Annotated in this window: 17 protein-coding genes; 9 read left to right on the forward strand and 8 right to left on the reverse strand. The window is 68.0% G+C overall.

From position 1 onward, the window contains the following. The first annotated feature begins 28 nt into the window (after window positions 1-28). From AC5RVZ_RS25975 to AC5RVZ_RS25995, 5 genes are read left to right on the forward strand one after another with little or no spacing between them, the layout of a single operon-like run. Window positions 29-832, forward strand: a complete 804-nt coding sequence (locus tag AC5RVZ_RS25975; protein ID WP_494068603.1) for an SDR family NAD(P)-dependent oxidoreductase — start codon at window positions 29-31, stop codon at window positions 830-832. 23 nt (window positions 833-855) lie between these two features. Further along, window positions 856-1,176, forward strand: coding sequence for a 2Fe-2S iron-sulfur cluster-binding protein (locus AC5RVZ_RS25980; RefSeq protein WP_494002250.1), 321 nt, complete (start codon window positions 856-858; stop codon window positions 1,174-1,176). Between the two features lie 2 nt (window positions 1,177-1,178). Next, on the forward strand, window positions 1,179-2,492 hold the full coding sequence (locus AC5RVZ_RS25985) for an NAD(P)/FAD-dependent oxidoreductase (RefSeq protein ID WP_494068504.1): 1,314 nt from the start codon (window positions 1,179-1,181) through the stop codon (window positions 2,490-2,492). Window positions 2,493-2,531: 39 nt separating this feature from the next. Then, the gene (locus tag AC5RVZ_RS25990) at window positions 2,532-3,302 is read left to right on the forward strand and encodes an HD domain-containing protein (protein ID WP_494068505.1); all 771 of its coding nucleotides are present in this window, start codon (window positions 2,532-2,534) and stop codon (window positions 3,300-3,302) included. After that, window positions 3,299-4,843: an aldehyde dehydrogenase family protein gene (locus tag AC5RVZ_RS25995; protein ID WP_494068506.1), complete on the forward strand. Its 1,545-nt coding sequence runs from the start codon at window positions 3,299-3,301 to the stop codon at window positions 4,841-4,843. Before AC5RVZ_RS25990 ends, AC5RVZ_RS25995 begins: the two co-directional genes overlap by 4 nt. A 10-nt stretch (window positions 4,844-4,853) precedes the next feature. Here AC5RVZ_RS25995 and AC5RVZ_RS26000 read toward each other — a convergent pair whose 3' ends face one another. The 3 genes from AC5RVZ_RS26000 to AC5RVZ_RS26010 form a co-directional block, all read right to left on the reverse strand. Beyond that, a complete protein-coding gene (locus tag AC5RVZ_RS26000; RefSeq protein WP_494068507.1) occupies window positions 4,854-5,864 on the reverse strand; it encodes a glycosyltransferase family 4 protein in 1,011 nt (336 codons plus the stop codon). A gap of 89 nt (window positions 5,865-5,953) precedes the next feature. Beyond that, on the reverse strand, window positions 5,954-8,086 hold the full coding sequence (locus AC5RVZ_RS26005; RefSeq protein ID WP_494068604.1) for an amylo-alpha-1,6-glucosidase: 2,133 nt from the start codon (window positions 8,084-8,086) through the stop codon (window positions 5,954-5,956). A 122-nt stretch (window positions 8,087-8,208) separates the two neighbouring features. After that, window positions 8,209-8,406: a hypothetical protein gene (locus AC5RVZ_RS26010; RefSeq protein ID WP_494068508.1), complete on the reverse strand. Its 198-nt coding sequence runs from the start codon at window positions 8,404-8,406 to the stop codon at window positions 8,209-8,211. Between the two features lie 87 nt (window positions 8,407-8,493). On the opposite strand from AC5RVZ_RS26010, the gene AC5RVZ_RS26015 reads away from it, so the two are divergent. The 3 genes from AC5RVZ_RS26015 (at window position 8,494) to AC5RVZ_RS26025 (ending at window position 9,552) form a co-directional block, all read left to right on the forward strand. Next, window positions 8,494-8,847 (forward strand): DMT family transporter, encoded by a 354-nt coding sequence (locus AC5RVZ_RS26015; RefSeq protein WP_494068509.1) that lies wholly within the window; start codon window positions 8,494-8,496, stop codon window positions 8,845-8,847. Next, on the forward strand, window positions 8,847-9,164 hold the full coding sequence (locus AC5RVZ_RS26020) for a DMT family transporter (RefSeq protein ID WP_494068510.1): 318 nt from the start codon (window positions 8,847-8,849) through the stop codon (window positions 9,162-9,164). The genes AC5RVZ_RS26015 and AC5RVZ_RS26020 overlap by 1 nt, the downstream gene beginning before the upstream one ends. Window positions 9,165-9,243: 79 nt before the next feature. Further along, the gene (locus tag AC5RVZ_RS26025) at window positions 9,244-9,552 is read left to right on the forward strand and encodes a hypothetical protein (protein ID WP_494068511.1); all 309 of its coding nucleotides are present in this window, start codon (window positions 9,244-9,246) and stop codon (window positions 9,550-9,552) included. Between the two features lie 24 nt (window positions 9,553-9,576). On the opposite strand, the gene AC5RVZ_RS26030 is transcribed toward AC5RVZ_RS26025, so the two are convergent. Together AC5RVZ_RS26030 and AC5RVZ_RS26035 are read right to left on the reverse strand one after the other, a co-directional pair. Next, on the reverse strand, window positions 9,577-10,431 hold the full coding sequence (locus AC5RVZ_RS26030) for a TspO-related membrane protein (RefSeq protein ID WP_494068512.1): 855 nt from the start codon (window positions 10,429-10,431) through the stop codon (window positions 9,577-9,579). Between the two features lie 26 nt (window positions 10,432-10,457). Next, window positions 10,458-11,117 (reverse strand): DedA family protein, encoded by a 660-nt coding sequence (locus AC5RVZ_RS26035; RefSeq protein WP_493976970.1) that lies wholly within the window; start codon window positions 11,115-11,117, stop codon window positions 10,458-10,460. A gap of 46 nt (window positions 11,118-11,163) precedes the next feature. Here AC5RVZ_RS26035 and AC5RVZ_RS26040 point away from each other — a divergent pair, with 46 nt between their 5' ends. Then, window positions 11,164-11,685 (forward strand): O-acetyl-ADP-ribose deacetylase, encoded by a 522-nt coding sequence (locus tag AC5RVZ_RS26040; protein ID WP_494068513.1) that lies wholly within the window; start codon window positions 11,164-11,166, stop codon window positions 11,683-11,685. Here AC5RVZ_RS26040 and AC5RVZ_RS26045 read toward each other — a convergent pair. From AC5RVZ_RS26045 to AC5RVZ_RS26055, 3 genes are all read right to left on the reverse strand, one after another. Further along, window positions 11,682-12,530, reverse strand: a complete 849-nt coding sequence (locus AC5RVZ_RS26045) for an FRG domain-containing protein (protein WP_494068514.1) — start codon at window positions 12,528-12,530, stop codon at window positions 11,682-11,684. The two genes, AC5RVZ_RS26040 and AC5RVZ_RS26045, sit on opposite strands and share 4 nt — an antisense overlap. Further along, complete coding sequence (locus AC5RVZ_RS26050; RefSeq protein WP_493976967.1) at window positions 12,530-13,273, reverse strand: MBL fold metallo-hydrolase; 744 nt, start codon at window positions 13,271-13,273, stop codon at window positions 12,530-12,532. Before AC5RVZ_RS26050 ends, AC5RVZ_RS26045 begins: the two co-directional genes overlap by 1 nt. Before the next feature lie 61 nt (window positions 13,274-13,334). After that, complete coding sequence (locus AC5RVZ_RS26055) at window positions 13,335-14,216, reverse strand: manganese catalase (protein WP_494068515.1); 882 nt, start codon at window positions 14,214-14,216, stop codon at window positions 13,335-13,337. Window positions 14,217-14,494: the final 278 nt, after the last annotated feature.

Below are 14,494 nucleotides of genomic sequence, written 5' to 3' on the forward strand. Positions count from 1 at the left end.
CCGGCACTCCGAACATGAAAGCGTGACGATGACACAGCCTCCCCCCGACGCCACGGCCGGCCACGGCTTCCCGGACCCCGACCAGGGGCCCGGCACCCGGACCGTGCTGATCACCGGAGCCGCCGGCGGGCTGGGCCGCGCCTTCGCCCTGGGCTTCGCGGCCCGCGGCTACCGGGTGGCAGCGGCCGACACCAACCTGGCCGGCGCCGAAAAGACTGCCGCGCTGGTCCGCGAAACCGGCGCGGAGGCCGAGGCCTTCGAAGCCGACGTCACCGACGTGGCCTCCACCGAGGCCCTCGCCCGGCGGTGCGCCGACTTCGGGCAGGGGAGCATCGACGTCGTCCTTAACAACGCCGCTATCTATGCCACGGTGACCCGCACCCCGTTCGAGGAGATCGACCCGGCCGAATGGGACCTGGTCATGAACGTGAACCTCAAAGGGCCCTGGCTGGTCACCCGCGCCGCCAGCCCGTTCCTGCCCGACGGCGCCCGCGTCATCAACCTTTCCTCCGCCACCATCTACTCCGGCTCGGAGCAATGGCTGCACTACGTCGCCTCGAAGGGCGGCGTGGTGTCGATGACCCGGGTGCTGGCCAAGGAACTGGGCCGGCGCAACATCACCGTCAACGCGATCGCGCCGGGCTTCACGCTCACCGAGGCCAGCTACGGGCTGATGGAGAACGCCGAGAACTACGGCGTGGACCGCGGCGCACTCAAACGCGCCAGCCAGCCCGAGGACATCGTGGGCGCGGCGCTCTTCCTGGCCGGCCCGGACAGTTCCTACATCACCGGACAAACCATGGTGGTCGACGGCGGCCGCCAGTTCATCTGAACCACTGCAACCCAAGGAGAACCATGCCTACGGTACATTTCACCGACGCTGAAGGCGCCGTCCGCGACGTCGAAGGCAACCCCGGCGATTCGGTCATGGAAACCGCGGTGCGCAACGGCGTGCCGGGCATCGTCGCCGAATGCGGCGGCTCGCTGTCCTGCGCCACCTGCCACGTGTTCGTCCGCGAGGACACCATGGACCAGCTTCCGGAGATGGAAGACATGGAAGACGAAATGCTCTACGGAACGGCGGTGGACCGCCAGGAAAATTCCCGCCTGTCCTGCCAGCTCAAGCTGGCCGAGGGCCAGGACGTGTACGTCACTACCCCGGAAACGCAGATCTGATCATGGACACGACCACCACCACAACGACGACGGCGGCCCCCGCCCCGGCGGCGGACGGTGCCGTGCAAACCGGGCTGCTGATCATCGGCGCGAGCCAGTCGGGAGTCCAGCTGGCCGTTTCGCTGCGGGCGCTCGGCTTCACGGAGCACATCACGCTGCTGGGCGAGGAGAACCACCGGCCCTACCAGCGCCCGGCCCTGTCCAAGGAGTTCCTGCAGGGCACGGTGGAGAGCGAATCGCTGATCTTCCGGTCGAACCAGTACTGGGAGGACCACAACGTGGACCTGGTCAAGGGCGAGCGGATCGAGCGGATCGAGAAGGAAGCGGACGGTTCCGGGGTGGCGCACGCGGCCTCCGGGGCACAGTTCCCGTTCCGCCGGCTGGCCCTGACCGTGGGCGCCCGTGCGCGCAAACTCCAAGTCCCCGGCGCCGACCTGGACGGGGTGGTCTACCTGCGCAACGCCGACGACGCCCTGGCCCTGAAGGCCCAGCTGGAGGACGTGCGGGACGCGGTGGTGATCGGCGGCGGGTTCATCGGACTGGAGGCCGCCTCCAGCCTGCACAAGATGGGCAAGAACGTCACCGTGCTCGAGTACGGGCCGCGGCTGATCGGCCGGGCCGTGGGCGAAGAGACGAGCGACTACTTCCTCACGGCGCACCGCGAACGCGGCCTCGACATCCGGCTGAATTCCCGCATCCGGGAACTGGTGCCGACGGACGGCGGGGGCACGGTAGGCGGCGTCGGACTCGAAGACGGCACCGTGGTCGCCGCCCAGTTGGTGCTGGTCGGCATCGGCGTCGTGCCCAACACCGAGCTCGCCGAGCAGCTGGGCCTGAAGGTGGACAACGGCATTGTGGTCGACCGGCACGCGCTGGCCTCCGACGGAACCACGGTGGCGGTGGGCGACGTGGCCAACATGCCCAATCCGCTGCCCGGCTCGCCGGAGGGCGAGCGGATCCGGCTGGAAAGCGTGAACAACGCGATCGAACACGCCAAGGTCGCCGCCTACTCGCTGATGGGCCGGCGCGAGGAGTACGCCGGGATCCCGTGGTTCTGGTCGAACCAGGCGGACCTGAAGCTGCAGATCGCCGGCCTGACGCTGGGTTACGACCGGACCGTTGTCCGCCGCGACGACGAGCGCGGCAAGTTCTCCGTCCTCTACTACCGCGACGGCCGGATCATCGCCGCCGACTGCGTGAACGCCCCGCTGGACTTCATGGCGGTCAAAAACGCCCTGGCCAAGGGCCAGAACATCCCCGCGGACGCGGCAGCCGACCCCGCCGTCGTCCTCAAGACCATCGCGACGGACGACTGACTGCCCGCCCTGCGGCCGCACGACAAGGAGACCCACCCCATGAGCACCCCCGAGACACAGACCCCGGAGGCCGCGGGCCAAACCCCAACGTGGGCCGCCGCCGGCCAACCCGACCCCGCCGAGGATCCGCGCGCCGCCGCCTTCGCGGCCGCCCACCCCGTGCGGCCGCTGCCGGCCACCGGCGCCATCGACACCACGCCCATCGCCACCACCCCGGCGGCCGCCGCCGACCTGGACCCGATCTGGCAGGCCGTGGTGCCGGAAACACGCACCCGCGCCAACGACATCCACCTGCCGATTTCACTGGCCTTCGCCGAGCGGCTGTGCCGGGCGTACCCGCAAGCCGACGCGGAACTGGTCCGGGTGGCCGTCCTGCTGCACGACACCGGCTGGGCGCACGTGGACGAGGAACGGATCCTTTCCGAGGGGTTCACCGGCGACTGGCGCAAGGCGGCCATCCGCTTCGAGCATGAGGCCGAGGGCTGCAAGGTGGCACGCGCGGTGCTGCCCGGCCTCGGGTACTCGAAGGAGTTCGTCGACCGCGTCTGCGAGATCATCGACGGCCATGACACCCGCCACGTGCCGTACTCGCTGGAAGACGCCCTGGTCCGGGACTCGGACCGGCTGTGGCGGTTCGACCACGCCGGCATCGCGGTGGCCGCGACCTGGTTCGGCATGACGCCGGCCGTCTACACCGACCGGCTCGGCGCCGAGATCATTCCGGAACTGATCACCGAGGCCGCCCTCGCCATGGGAACGGCCGACCTGGAACGTTCCAGGGCCCTGCTGAAGACAGGAGTCATCCGATGACCACCACCCCCGGCACCACCACCCCCGCCCCGGAGGGAGCACCGGCGCCGTCCGCCCTGCCCGCCCTCGCCGCGCGCGCAGCGTTGCACCTGCCCTACACCCACGTCGACGACGTCTTCATCGACGGCGCCTGGGTCCCCGCCCGCGGCACCGGGCGCAATCCCGTGACCGACCCGGCCACCGGCGACGTCTGGGGATCGGTACCGGACGGTACCCCCGAAGACGTGGACGCCGCCGTTGCCGCGGCGCGGCGGGCCTTCGACTCCGGCCCGTGGCCCACCCTGGCGCCGTCCGAACGCGCGGCGTACCTGCTGCGGATTGCCGACGAAGTCGAGAAGCGGTCCGAGGAGCTCTCGCTGACCAACACCCGCGAAAACGGTTCGCCGGTCTCCGAGTCGTCCCGGGCCGCCGGCAACGCCGCGGGAATCTTCCGATACTTCGCCACCCTGGCCGGCTACCTGGAACACGAAGACGTGCGCCCGTTCCCGCACGGCGGCGGCGAATCCGTGGTGCGTCGGGACCCGGTAGGGGTGTGCGGGCTGATCGCGCCGTGGAACTTCCCGATCAACCTCATGGTGATCAAGCTGGCGCCGGCGCTGCTGGCCGGCTGCACCGTGGTGATGAAACCGGCCTCGCCCACGCCGCTGTCCTTCCGCCTCATCGTGGACGCCGTGGCCGCCGCCGGAGTGCCGGCCGGCGTGGTCAACCTGGTCACCGGATCGGGCAGGCTCGGCGACACCCTGGTCAAGCATCCCGGCGTGGACAAGGTCGCCTTCACCGGTTCCACCCCGGTGGGGCGCAAGATCGCCGCCGCCTGCGGCGAGCTGCTGCGTCCCGTCACGCTGGAACTCGGCGGCAAGTCCAGCGCGGTGGTGCTCGAGGACGCCGACCTGGACGAGATGTCGAAGGTGCTGATCCGCTCCAGCATGCGCAACACGGGCCAGACCTGCTACATCTCCAGCCGCATCCTCGCCCCCGCCTCGCGCTATGACCAGGTGGTGGACATGGTCACGGCGACCATCGCTGCCGGCGTCCAGGGCGACCCGCTGGACCCGGCCACCGATTTCGGCCCGTCGGCCACCGAGTCGCAGTACCGGACGGTGCTCGACCACGTGGAGGCGGCCAGGGGCGAGGGAGCCCGGGCCACCACCGGCGGGCGGGCCGCGCGGCTCGGCGGCGGGCTCGAGGGCGGTTACTTCGTGGAGCCCACGGTGTTCGCCGACGTGACACCGGACATGCGCATTGCCCGCGAGGAGGTCTTCGGCCCCGTCCTGGCCGTGATGAAGTACACGGACCTGGACGAAGCCGTGGCGCTGGCGAACGACACCGGTTTCGGGCTGGGCGGACTCGTGTTCGGCCAGGACCAGGACGCGGCGCTCGCCGTGGCCGATCGGATGGACACCGGCTCGGTGGGCATCAATTTCTTCGCCTCCAACCACTCCGCCCCGTTCGGCGGCAGGCACGACTCGGGCCTCGGCACCGAGTACGGGATTGAGGGACTCAACGCCTACGTCAGCTACAAGTCCATCCACCGTCGCTAGCTCTCGCGCGTCACGCCGGGTCTCCGGCCAGCAGCCGCTCGAAGAGCTGCAGATAGTCGGCTGTCATCCGTGCGGCACTGAAGCGGCCCTCGGCCGCGGCCCGGCAGGCCCGGCGGTCCAGCGAGGCTGCCTCGGGGAGCACTCTGGCCAGCTCCCGGTCCTCCAGAGCCAAGAACCCGGTGACGCCCGGCTCAACGATCTCCGGGGCGGATCCCCGCGGCGTGGAGACCACCGGGGTGCCGGTGGCCAAAGCCTCGATCATCACGAGGCCGAAAGGCTCGGCCCACTGAATCGAATTTAACAGGGCGGTCGCTTCGCCCAGCAGTGCGTATTTGTCGGTGCCGCTGACTTCACCAACGAATTCCTCATCCGGTCCCAGCATGGGTTCGACGACGTCCCGGAAATACCGCAACTCCTCGGGCTCGCGCATCTTGGCCGCGATTTTCAGCGGCATTCCTGCCAACCGGGAAATTGTGATGGCCTGGGCGATGCCCTTGTCCGGGCACATCCGGCCCAGCGTACAGGCGTAGCCGCCCCGCCCCCCGCCCACCGGCACTGCTGCGGTGTCGATGCCGTGGTGGATCACCGCCGCCGTCCTGAGGCCGGAACCGGCAACCTGCTGGTGGGAGATGGCCACGAGGGAGACATGCCGGGCCGCCGCACGGTAGATCGCCGCCAGCTGGGTGGTCAGCGGGCCGTGGATGGTTGTGACCCCAGGAACAGAAGTCAGCCGGTCACGGTACAACGGTCCTGCCAAGGTGTGGTCGTGGATGAGGTCCACGGCGTCCAGCCCTTCGTAAGCCCTGATGATGTGGTAAAGCTCCGACCAGTCGCTTCCGATGGCGTCCGGGTCGGAGGGCTCGGTGCCGGGTACCAAGGGGACGGGGCATTTGCTGTCCGCTGCGGCCGCCAGCACCACATCATGCCCGGCATCCGTAAAACCGCGAGCCAGGGCGTCCACCACCTGTTCAGTTCCGCCGTAGCCGAGGGGAGGCACCGGGAGCCAAGGTGCTGCAATCAACCCTATTCGCATCGTCGGCCTTCCGTTGCTCGGGAACGCCAGCTTACGCCTGCGCGACCGCGGTGACGAGGTGCGCGGGAGGGCGGGACCTATCTGTCCGTGGCCGGACTTTCCGATCCATCCGGGCCCCGACCGGCGAGCCCCAGCAGTTCTGCCAGCGTCGATCGTGTGCCGTGACGCAACTGCACTTCGGGAGCCAAACCCTCCACTGCAAAATCCTCTCCGGTGACGGTCAGGGAGACCCGCGATTTTCCGAGCAGCAGATTGTCCGCGCGGAATGCGCCGAAGTCAGCCGGCACGGTAGGATCCAGCCACAGCTCTTCCGCCGGGAAATATGGATCCAGGCGCAGGAGCATGCGCATCAGTTGGACCGGCGAGGCGGCAGCCCAGGCCTGCGGCGAGCAGGACGTGGGGTAGGGCACCGGCATGTCGTATTCGCTTTTGTCGAAACCGCAGAAGAGTTCAGGAAGCCGGCCGCCGAAGTGGAGGGCAGCGTCAAAAAGCCCGGCTGCGACCTTCCGGGCTTCTTCGACGAAGCCGTAGCGCATCAGCCCGCTGGCCACCAACGTGCTGTCGTGGGGCCAGACGGAGCCATTATGGTAGCTGACCGGGTTGTAAGCGCCCATGTCCGAAGCCAGCGTCCGGATTCCCCAGCCGGTGAACATTTCGGGGGACATGAGCCGTGCGGCCACCTGCGCAGCCTTGTCGTCATCAACGATGCCCGACCAAAGACAATGTCCCATGTTGGAAGTGCAGGCGTCCACCGGCCGCTTTTTCCCGTCCAGGGCCACCGCATAGTACCCCTTGTCCGGGAGCCAGAAGTGCTTGTTGAATTCCTCTTTCAGCGTTGCCGCGCGGCGGCCCCACTCCGCGGCCAGGTCCTGATCACCGGACGCTGCGGCCAGCAGTCCCCGGCCGATATAGGCCCCGTACACATACCCCTGCACCTCGCACAGGGCGATCGGCGGCTCGGCCATCCGGCCGTCCGCGAAGTTGATGCCGTCCCAGGAATCTTTCCATCCTTGGTTGAGCAGACCGTGGGGCGTTGCGCGGTGGTATTCCACAAAGCCGTCACCGTCCCGGTCGCCGTAATCGCGAATCCACTCCAAAGCCCGGTCGGCGTGTGGCAGCAGCGCCTGCAGGACGTCCTTCTCCATGCCCCAGCGGTTCAGCTCGGACATGAGAATGACAAACAGGGGAGTTGCGTCGACCGTTCCGTAGTACGCGGCATAGTCGCCGAGGACTACTCCCGCCGTCACCCCCAGACGAACTTCGTGCAGAATCCGTCCAGGCTCCTCCTCGGTATCGGGATTGACTTTGCTGCCCTGACGCTCGGCGAGCGTCTGCAGCGTCCCGCGCGCCAGCGAGGGGTCGACCGGCAGCGCCATGTACGCCGAAAGCAGCGAGTCCCGGCCAAACAGGGCCATAAACCAAGGGGCTCCGGCAGCAACCACGGCGCGGCCAGGATGAGCGGGATCGAAGATCCGCAGCGCTCCGAGGTCCTCCTGGCTGCGCCGCAACACCGCTTCGATGTCGGTATTTCCCACGTCCAGCTGCGGCGTTGATTTCTCCCAGTCCCGGTGGCGCCGCGCCGCTTCAAGATCGGAAATGGAGCCAGTGGCTGCAAACGGCGCTGCCGGCCGGTCCTGTTCTACCAACGGGGTGACGATGACGCTGGTGGACCACTTTCCGCGTGCCGGAATGATTGCTTCGAAGTGGAGCACATCCTCGTCCACTTCGGCGCCCCGTCCGTGCACGAGCACGCCCCGCCGACGGCCACGGCGGATGACCTCCAACTGCAGTTCATCACCCCTGGCCTGCCGCAATAGCTGCGCAGGAGGGGCCGCCCGTCCGCCTTTCACGTCGAAGAGGTCGGCGAAATCCGCTTCCACCCGCAGCTCCAAGACGCACTGTGCCGGCAGGGCCGAATGATTGGTCACTACAAGGTCCTCACGCAGGCCCGCTCCGACGAGCCGTTCGCGTTCGACCACCAACTGCGAGTCGGCCAGCCCGTCCGCGCGCCGGGCCCGCCCGACGAAGATCGCTCGGAAGGGCTCCATCACCCGGGCCAACAGGGGCTCAAGGGGGAGCGCGTTGACGGTCAGGCACCAGCCGGACAAGATCCGCGTGTCCTGGTAAAAGGCGCCCTGCGTCAGACCGGGGAACATGTCGCCGCCTGCGGAAGAGATACAGAAGGACGAGCCTTCTACCACCGTGACCACGCCGCCGGCGCCCGGCGGACCCGACGCGGTATCGGCATTCCAGCCCGTGACGGGCTGCGCCTGCTCCGGCGGGGCGCCAAGCCCTCGTTGTTCGGAAGAATCAGGGGTGAGTAGATGCTTTTTCACAGTTGGCTCTCTTGAACTGCGTACAGCGGACCCTGGTGCCGAAACCGGCTGCTGAAAGAGGCTGCTCCGGCGGCCGCCTTCAGCGGTTTCACTTTCAATTTGATGTTCTGCCGGATCAGTACGTCAAGATTACTGCGCCAAGATTCCCGCTCGGCGACGCATTTGGCATTTGGTGAGGCGATGACGACCCTCACCACCCATCGTCTCCTCCCGCGAGGGATCGTGGCCATGGGTGTGCAATAAAGAGCAGAACCTGCTGTGCTGGAGGCGGAGGTCGATAGATGAAGAACTGGCTGCTCCTCGCCGGGGCAATCGTGTGCGAGGTGGTGGCGTCCCTGTCGTTGAAGGCTGCCTTGGATTCGCCGGGGATGTACGCGGTGGTGGTCGCCGGCTATGTCACGTCGTTTGCGCTCCTCGCCGCCGTCCTGCGTGCGGGAGTGCCCGTCGGGGTCGCCTACGGGATCTGGGGTGCGCTCGGCGTCGCGCTCACGGCCGTCCTAGCGGCAGTCCTGTACCAGGAACCGTTAACGGCCTTGATGGTTGCCGGCATGGCGCTCGCCGTCGCGGGAGTGGTGCTCGTGCAATGGGGAGGGCACCGGGCCTCCTCGCGCCGGGCAGAGCGGGCGCGTACCTAATGGTCTGGGTCTTCCTCGCTGCTGCTATCGTCCTGGAGGTAGCCGCCACGCTCTCGCTGCGGGCCAGCATCGACGGGCACAAAGCCTGGCTGGTGGCCGTGGTGTCGGGCTACCTCGTAGCCTTTACCTGCCTGTCGTTCGCCCTGCGCCAAGGGCTGGGAATCGGGATTGCCTACGGCATCTGGACTGCCTGCGGAGTTGCCCTGACGGCGCTGGCCGGTAAGTTCCTCTTCGACGAACCGCTCACCAAGCTGATGGCGGCGGGAATCGTCTGCATCGCCGCCGGCGTGCTGCTGATCGAACTGGGCACGCCCTGAGGCCCTGTCCGCCACAGGGCTGCGGACGCGCCCGGTTGACAGCCGAGGCGGGTGGACCGGACACGGCTAAAGTTGAGGGATGCCATCCTTCCGCGCCCAGTTGGAGATCACCGGGCTGCGGGCAGGCAACCCTCCGGAAGCGGTGATGGACGCCGCAACGGCAGCGGTGGGTTCCGCCCACGTGGTGGAAGCACATCAGCTGGACGTGGTGGCCGGCGTCCCACGGATCACCGTCCGCTTCACCGTCGATACCAACGCCTACGTTGTGGAGAACCGCCAGGCGCTGCAGGCCGGAGCCAACATGCGCCACGCGGTTGAAGAAGTCGCCAACACCGCCGGACTGGCCGTTCTGCGCCGCTCGCGCGGCAAGTGGGCTCCAGTCCGCTAACGGAAAATGCGCTGGACCTCGGATTCAGTCCAACCGCTCGCCCCGGCGGATGGCGAGGCGCTCGGCATGTCCCACCTGGAACCGGCGGGACATGCCGCACACGAGCACGAAGAACAGGCCGAAGCCGGCCGCCAGGGCCACCGGCGCCGACGGCGAATCGCCCAGGAAACGGTCGTAGAGCAGCCAGCCCAGGCCCCAGCAGACAGCCAGCACCACCGCCATCCGGCCGCGGCCGGTCATGGCTGCCACGGCCGCGGCAAAGGACACGGCCGCCACCGCCAGCACGGCCCAGGTCGCGGCGCCCCAGCCGAACAAGTCGGCGCCGCGACCTGTCAGCCAGTCCGCGGCATGGACCGCCGCTGCCAGCAGGGTCCACCCGGTGAAGAGGCCGATCGGAGCGTCCGCCAAGAGGGCCTCCGCCGGTTCATGGCCGGGGTGGCGGGTCAGTCCGTAGACCGCCCAGCCCAGGGACGCCAGCGCCAGCAGGGTAAGGGCAAGCGTCAGCCCCGCGTGTCCGGCCTGTGCTGCCAGGACGCTGGCCGCGGTCACCAGCATCGCCGCCGCGACCGGCCATCCGATGGAGCGCTGCCGTGCCGACTCGCGCACGGCGGGCCACCACTGGAAGATCGTGTAGCCGAAGAGGCCCAGGTAAATCAGCGACCAGATCTCGGCTGCCCGGGCATCGAGCGAGAGCAGGGTCTCGCCGGGGGAGGGTGGCCCGCCGCCCGCATCATGGATCGGGGTGCCGCCGAGCAGGCCCACGCTGCTGGCCCCTGCCAGCAGGCACGCCACCAAGGCGACGGTCACCGCGCACTGGCGTGCCAGATCGGTGGCCAGCAGGGATCGAAGCCGCCGGGCCGGGGGCAGGGCGGTATCCATCAAGGGTTCCAAGGAAGGCGCAGCTTTCACTCTGCTCCCAGATCGGCGGAAGGGGATGCGGCGGGACGCGGGACGACGGCGTCGGCAGCGCCCGCGGCACGCAGGTAGGCCCGCCGGCGGAAGCCGATCACCGCCGTGATCACCGAAGCCACCAGGACGCCCACCAGCGTTCCGATCAGGATGTTGACCCAGAACGGGAAGGCGGACACCGTGCCCGCGACGTAGCCCAGCCCGATCATCCACGCGGCCCACAGCACCGATCCGGCAGCGGATGCGAGCAGGAACGGCTTGAACGGCACATCCGCCAGCCCAGAGGCCGCTACGGAGGCCGTCCGGCCACCCGGGATGAAACGGGCCGCAACGACCGCGGCATAGGTGGAGGATTCGCCCGCTTTGCTCAGTGCCAGCGTCACTCCTCGGTCGATCATCCGGCCCCAGTTGTAACGGTTAAGCCAAGCGTTGATCCCGCGCTGGAACAGCAGGAAGAGCAGGAGGTCGCCGAGCCAACTGCCCAGGACCGCGGCCAGGACGACCAGCGGCAGGATCAGTTCGCCGTTGGCCAGCAGGGTGCCGCCGCCGATCACCATCACTTCCGACGGAGATGCGGGCATCGCGGCGTCGAGGATGACCAGCAGCAGCGTCATGGGGTAATACACCCACTGCAGCGGCCCCTCGGGAATCTCCATTGGCCCAATCTATCGGGAATTCAGGCCCGGTGGCAGACTGGAAAAGATGGAAATCCGCATCCTTGAAGGCGACATCACCCAGCGTCAGGTGGACGCTATCGTGAACGCCGCCAACTCCAGCCTGCTCGGCGGCGGGGGAGTGGACGGGGCCATCCACGCCGCTGCGGGACCGCAACTGCTGGAAGCCTGCCGCCGACTGCGCGCCACCGAACTGCCGGACGGGCTGCCGCCGGGCCACGCGGCGGCCACCGAGGGCTACTTCCTGCCCGCCAAGTGGGTGATCCATACCGTGGGGCCCAACCGCAGCGCCGGACAGACCGACCCGGAGCTGCTGGCCAGCTGCTTCCGGGAATCCCTCCGCGTGGCCGACGGGTTGCGGGCCGAGACGCTGGCGTTTCCGGCGATCGGTGCCGGCGTCTACGGCTGGGATGCGGAGACGGTCGCCCGCCGTGGCATCGGCGAGGTCCTCAAGTACGACGGCGGCGGGATCCGGGTGGTCGAATTTGTCCTGTTTTCTGCCGGGCTGGCCGAGACCTTCGGCCGCGTCCACGCGGAACTGGGCGGTTAGCCCTTATCCCGAAGGCTGTAGTAGCGGCGCAGCCACAGCGAAAGACCGTCCAGGCCCGGGAAGAGCACCCGTTCGGTGACATTGGCCTGGTCGAGGTGGTCCCGGATGCGCCACTTAAGCGTCGCCGGGATGATGACCTTGCGGTAGATCCCGGGGTGGCTCCCCAGCCACTCATCCAGGCCCGCCGATGAATTCGACATGGTGGAAAAGATCGCCGCCTGGTTCACGATCCGCTCGTCCAGCGACGGCGGTTCGAAGAACAAGGGCACGCTCCGCCCGTCCGCGTCCGTGAAACGGTCAAACTCGTCCAGGGTGAAAGCGGCCCGGGAGAGAACGTCGGTGGTGAACAGGCCGCCGCCCAGTGACTCGACGGCCGCTCGCAGTTCCTCGGGCAGCGTTTGGTGTGCCGCCGCATAGTCGACGCACCAGACGGCACCGTCCTCGTCATACCTGCTGGTGTCCCGGGTGGCGAAGTGCAGCGCCACATAGGGCGAATGCGACCAGTCCAGCAGGCGGGTCGGCAGGCCGTGATGCTGGGCCACGCTCAGCCAATTCCAGTCCGAGTCCCCGGGTGAGGTGTCGCGGTGGGCGTACTTGCGGAAGTTGCGCAGGATGTGCCGTTCCACCCCCGTCTCCTGCTCCCCGCGCAGCCGGACCAGCCCGGTGGAAAGATCCCGGGCGGCGGAGGTGTGGCCGCGGTAGGCAACCGTCGGCCTGAACTTCCCCTGCGAGGATTGCCAGCGGCTCTCGGTCAGGGTGGCGATCAGGCCAAACAGGTCGTCACCGTCCGGGTGGACGACGGACTCCTGCCCGCCTCCCGCGGGGGCAGGGCCGTTTCCAGCCATCAGGACGGTCCGCGTTCGATGGCCTGCTGCACCGCCGAAGCGATGCCGCCGCCGAACGGCTCCCCGTGGCCCGGGAGGGCGATTCGTGCCTCCGTCTGCGCCAAGGCTTGGAGCGACTGGAGTGCTTGCCGAGTGTCCGCGGTGGCAGCGGCAGCCACTATGTGCGGACCGCGGGCGCCGGTATATGGATCGAGGGTGACCAGTGCGTCGCCGGTGATCAAGGCTCCGCGCTCAGGGAAGTGCAAGGCGCAGTGCCCGGCAGTGTGTCCGGGAGTCGGCACGACCGTGGGTGCACCGGGCAGCGTTGCGGCGGCACCGTCGTCGAGCGTCCGCAGGTCCGTGACGCCCTTGACCATAAGCGCTCCGGCTGCCGTCATGCGGCTCAGGATGGGAATGCACCGGGGGTACTTGACGGGATAGATCAGGCGGCTTTTCTCGTGCTTGTACCGGTACGGGTGGGCGGCGATGTAGTAGTCGCCGGGATGGCAGTACACCGGGACGTCGAGGTCGTGCTGCAGCCGGGCGGCGAACCCCACGTGATCGAAATGGGCGTGTGTCAGCACCAGGGCTCTGATGTCGCGGGGCGAACGGCCCAGCTCCCGGATGGCTGCCACGGTCATCTTCCACATCGCCGGCAGCCCGGCGTCGACCAGCATGATCCCGTCGCCGTCTTCGACGATGTAAAGGTTCACATCGGCATGGGCGACGCGGTGGATGTTTTCAGCGACGTTGCGTTGAAACATATCTGCCTTTCGGAGTCAGAGCACCCCTGCGGCGCTGCCGGCCGCAGGGGTGCGTGGCGTGCTATTCCTTGCGCAGCTTGTCCTGGACTGCCCCGGCAGTCTTCTCAACCAGGTTGGGAAGCTCCGTGGTCCCGTAGAAGCGTGCGTCCGGGTGGGTCGGCTTCGGCATCGGGGCGGTGGTGGTGGGGCCGTCGTGGTAGGTGAACTCACCCTTGCCGTCGGGGGAAGCCCCGCTGGCCCAGGAACCTTCGGCTGCCGCGGCACCGTCGGAGAAGTTCTGGTACTGGTAGGCCACGTCCCGGTTTTCCTTGGACAGCGGGAAGTTGCTTGGCACCGGCAGGGTCTCGGAGCCCTCCTCCTGGAGTTCCCGCGCCGCGGCGATCCACTGGTTCTGGTGCATGGTGTCCCGGGCGAGGAGGAAGGAAAGCAGGTCGCGCACGCCGTGGTCGTCGGTCATGTGGTAGAGGCGAGCCACCTGCAACCGGCCCTGCATCTCGGCGTTGGCGTTGGAGGTGAAATCCGCGAGCAAGTTGCCGCTGGCGGTGATGTAGCTTCCGGACCAGGGGTTTCCGTTGCTGTCTACCGGCCGGGCGCCCGCGCCCGCCACGATGGCGTGCTGGACGTCCGTCCCGCCCACCACGGCGGCAATTGTCGGATCTGACTGGACCGCTTCGTCCGTGATGCCAAGCGGGGATTTTTCCAGCAGCTGCGCGATCATCTTGGCCAGCATTTCCACGTGGCCGAACTCCTCCGCGGCAATGCCGAAGAGCAGGTCCTTGTACTTGCCGGGGATGTGAATGTTCCACGCCTGGAAGCTGTACTGCATGGCCACGGTGATCTCACCGTACTGTCCGCCCAGGACCTCCTGCAGCTTCCTGGCGTAGACGGCGTCCGGTTGGTCTGGTTCGGCCTTGTACTGGAGCTCTTGTTTATGGAAAAACATGTGCGGCGACCTCCGCGAAAAGGGCCCGCCGTCGCTAGTGCCAACTCATCGGTCCGGGTTGGCCCACGTGCGGGCCGGGTGCTTTCCACGCTAGGCACGGTGGATTTAATAAGCAACCTTAGTGACCGGCCTTGGGGTACCCGGACTTCGATTGGGGCTGGTCGTTTGGCGGAAGGCAAGGCCATAGCGCCGTAGCGTGGATTTTCGTTGTCCCGCGCGGCAGAATTGCCCCAGATCCATCGCCTGCAGATCAACTACGACGGCGAGAGGTGTTCCGT

Source organism: Arthrobacter sp. Cza30 (genome assembly GCF_059090765.1).

What these genes read in the sequence shown, in the direction of transcription:
- AC5RVZ_RS25975 (WP_494068603.1), top strand. Translation starts at nt 29, where the DNA reads ATGACACAGCCTCCCCCCGACGCCACGGCCGGCCACGGCTTCCCGGAC.
- AC5RVZ_RS25980 (WP_494002250.1), top strand. Translation starts at nt 856, where the DNA reads ATGCCTACGGTACATTTCACCGACGCTGAAGGCGCCGTCCGCGACGTC.
- AC5RVZ_RS25985 (WP_494068504.1), top strand. Translation starts at nt 1,179, where the DNA reads ATGGACACGACCACCACCACAACGACGACGGCGGCCCCCGCCCCGGCG.
- AC5RVZ_RS25990 (WP_494068505.1), top strand. Translation starts at nt 2,532, where the DNA reads ATGAGCACCCCCGAGACACAGACCCCGGAGGCCGCGGGCCAAACCCCA.
- AC5RVZ_RS25995 (WP_494068506.1), top strand. Translation starts at nt 3,299, where the DNA reads ATGACCACCACCCCCGGCACCACCACCCCCGCCCCGGAGGGAGCACCG.
- AC5RVZ_RS26015 (WP_494068509.1), top strand. Translation starts at nt 8,494, where the DNA reads ATGAAGAACTGGCTGCTCCTCGCCGGGGCAATCGTGTGCGAGGTGGTG.
- AC5RVZ_RS26020 (WP_494068510.1), top strand. Translation starts at nt 8,847, where the DNA reads ATGGTCTGGGTCTTCCTCGCTGCTGCTATCGTCCTGGAGGTAGCCGCC.
- AC5RVZ_RS26025 (WP_494068511.1), top strand. Translation starts at nt 9,244, where the DNA reads ATGCCATCCTTCCGCGCCCAGTTGGAGATCACCGGGCTGCGGGCAGGC.
- AC5RVZ_RS26030 (WP_494068512.1), bottom strand. Translation starts at nt 10,431, where the DNA reads ATGGATACCGCCCTGCCCCCGGCCCGGCGGCTTCGATCCCTGCTGGCC.
- AC5RVZ_RS26035 (WP_493976970.1), bottom strand. Translation starts at nt 11,117, where the DNA reads ATGGAGATTCCCGAGGGGCCGCTGCAGTGGGTGTATTACCCCATGACG.
- AC5RVZ_RS26040 (WP_494068513.1), top strand. Translation starts at nt 11,164, where the DNA reads ATGGAAATCCGCATCCTTGAAGGCGACATCACCCAGCGTCAGGTGGAC.
- AC5RVZ_RS26045 (WP_494068514.1), bottom strand. Translation starts at nt 12,530, where the DNA reads ATGGCTGGAAACGGCCCTGCCCCCGCGGGAGGCGGGCAGGAGTCCGTC.
- AC5RVZ_RS26050 (WP_493976967.1), bottom strand. Translation starts at nt 13,273, where the DNA reads ATGTTTCAACGCAACGTCGCTGAAAACATCCACCGCGTCGCCCATGCC.
- AC5RVZ_RS26055 (WP_494068515.1), bottom strand. Translation starts at nt 14,216, where the DNA reads ATGTTTTTCCATAAACAAGAGCTCCAGTACAAGGCCGAACCAGACCAA.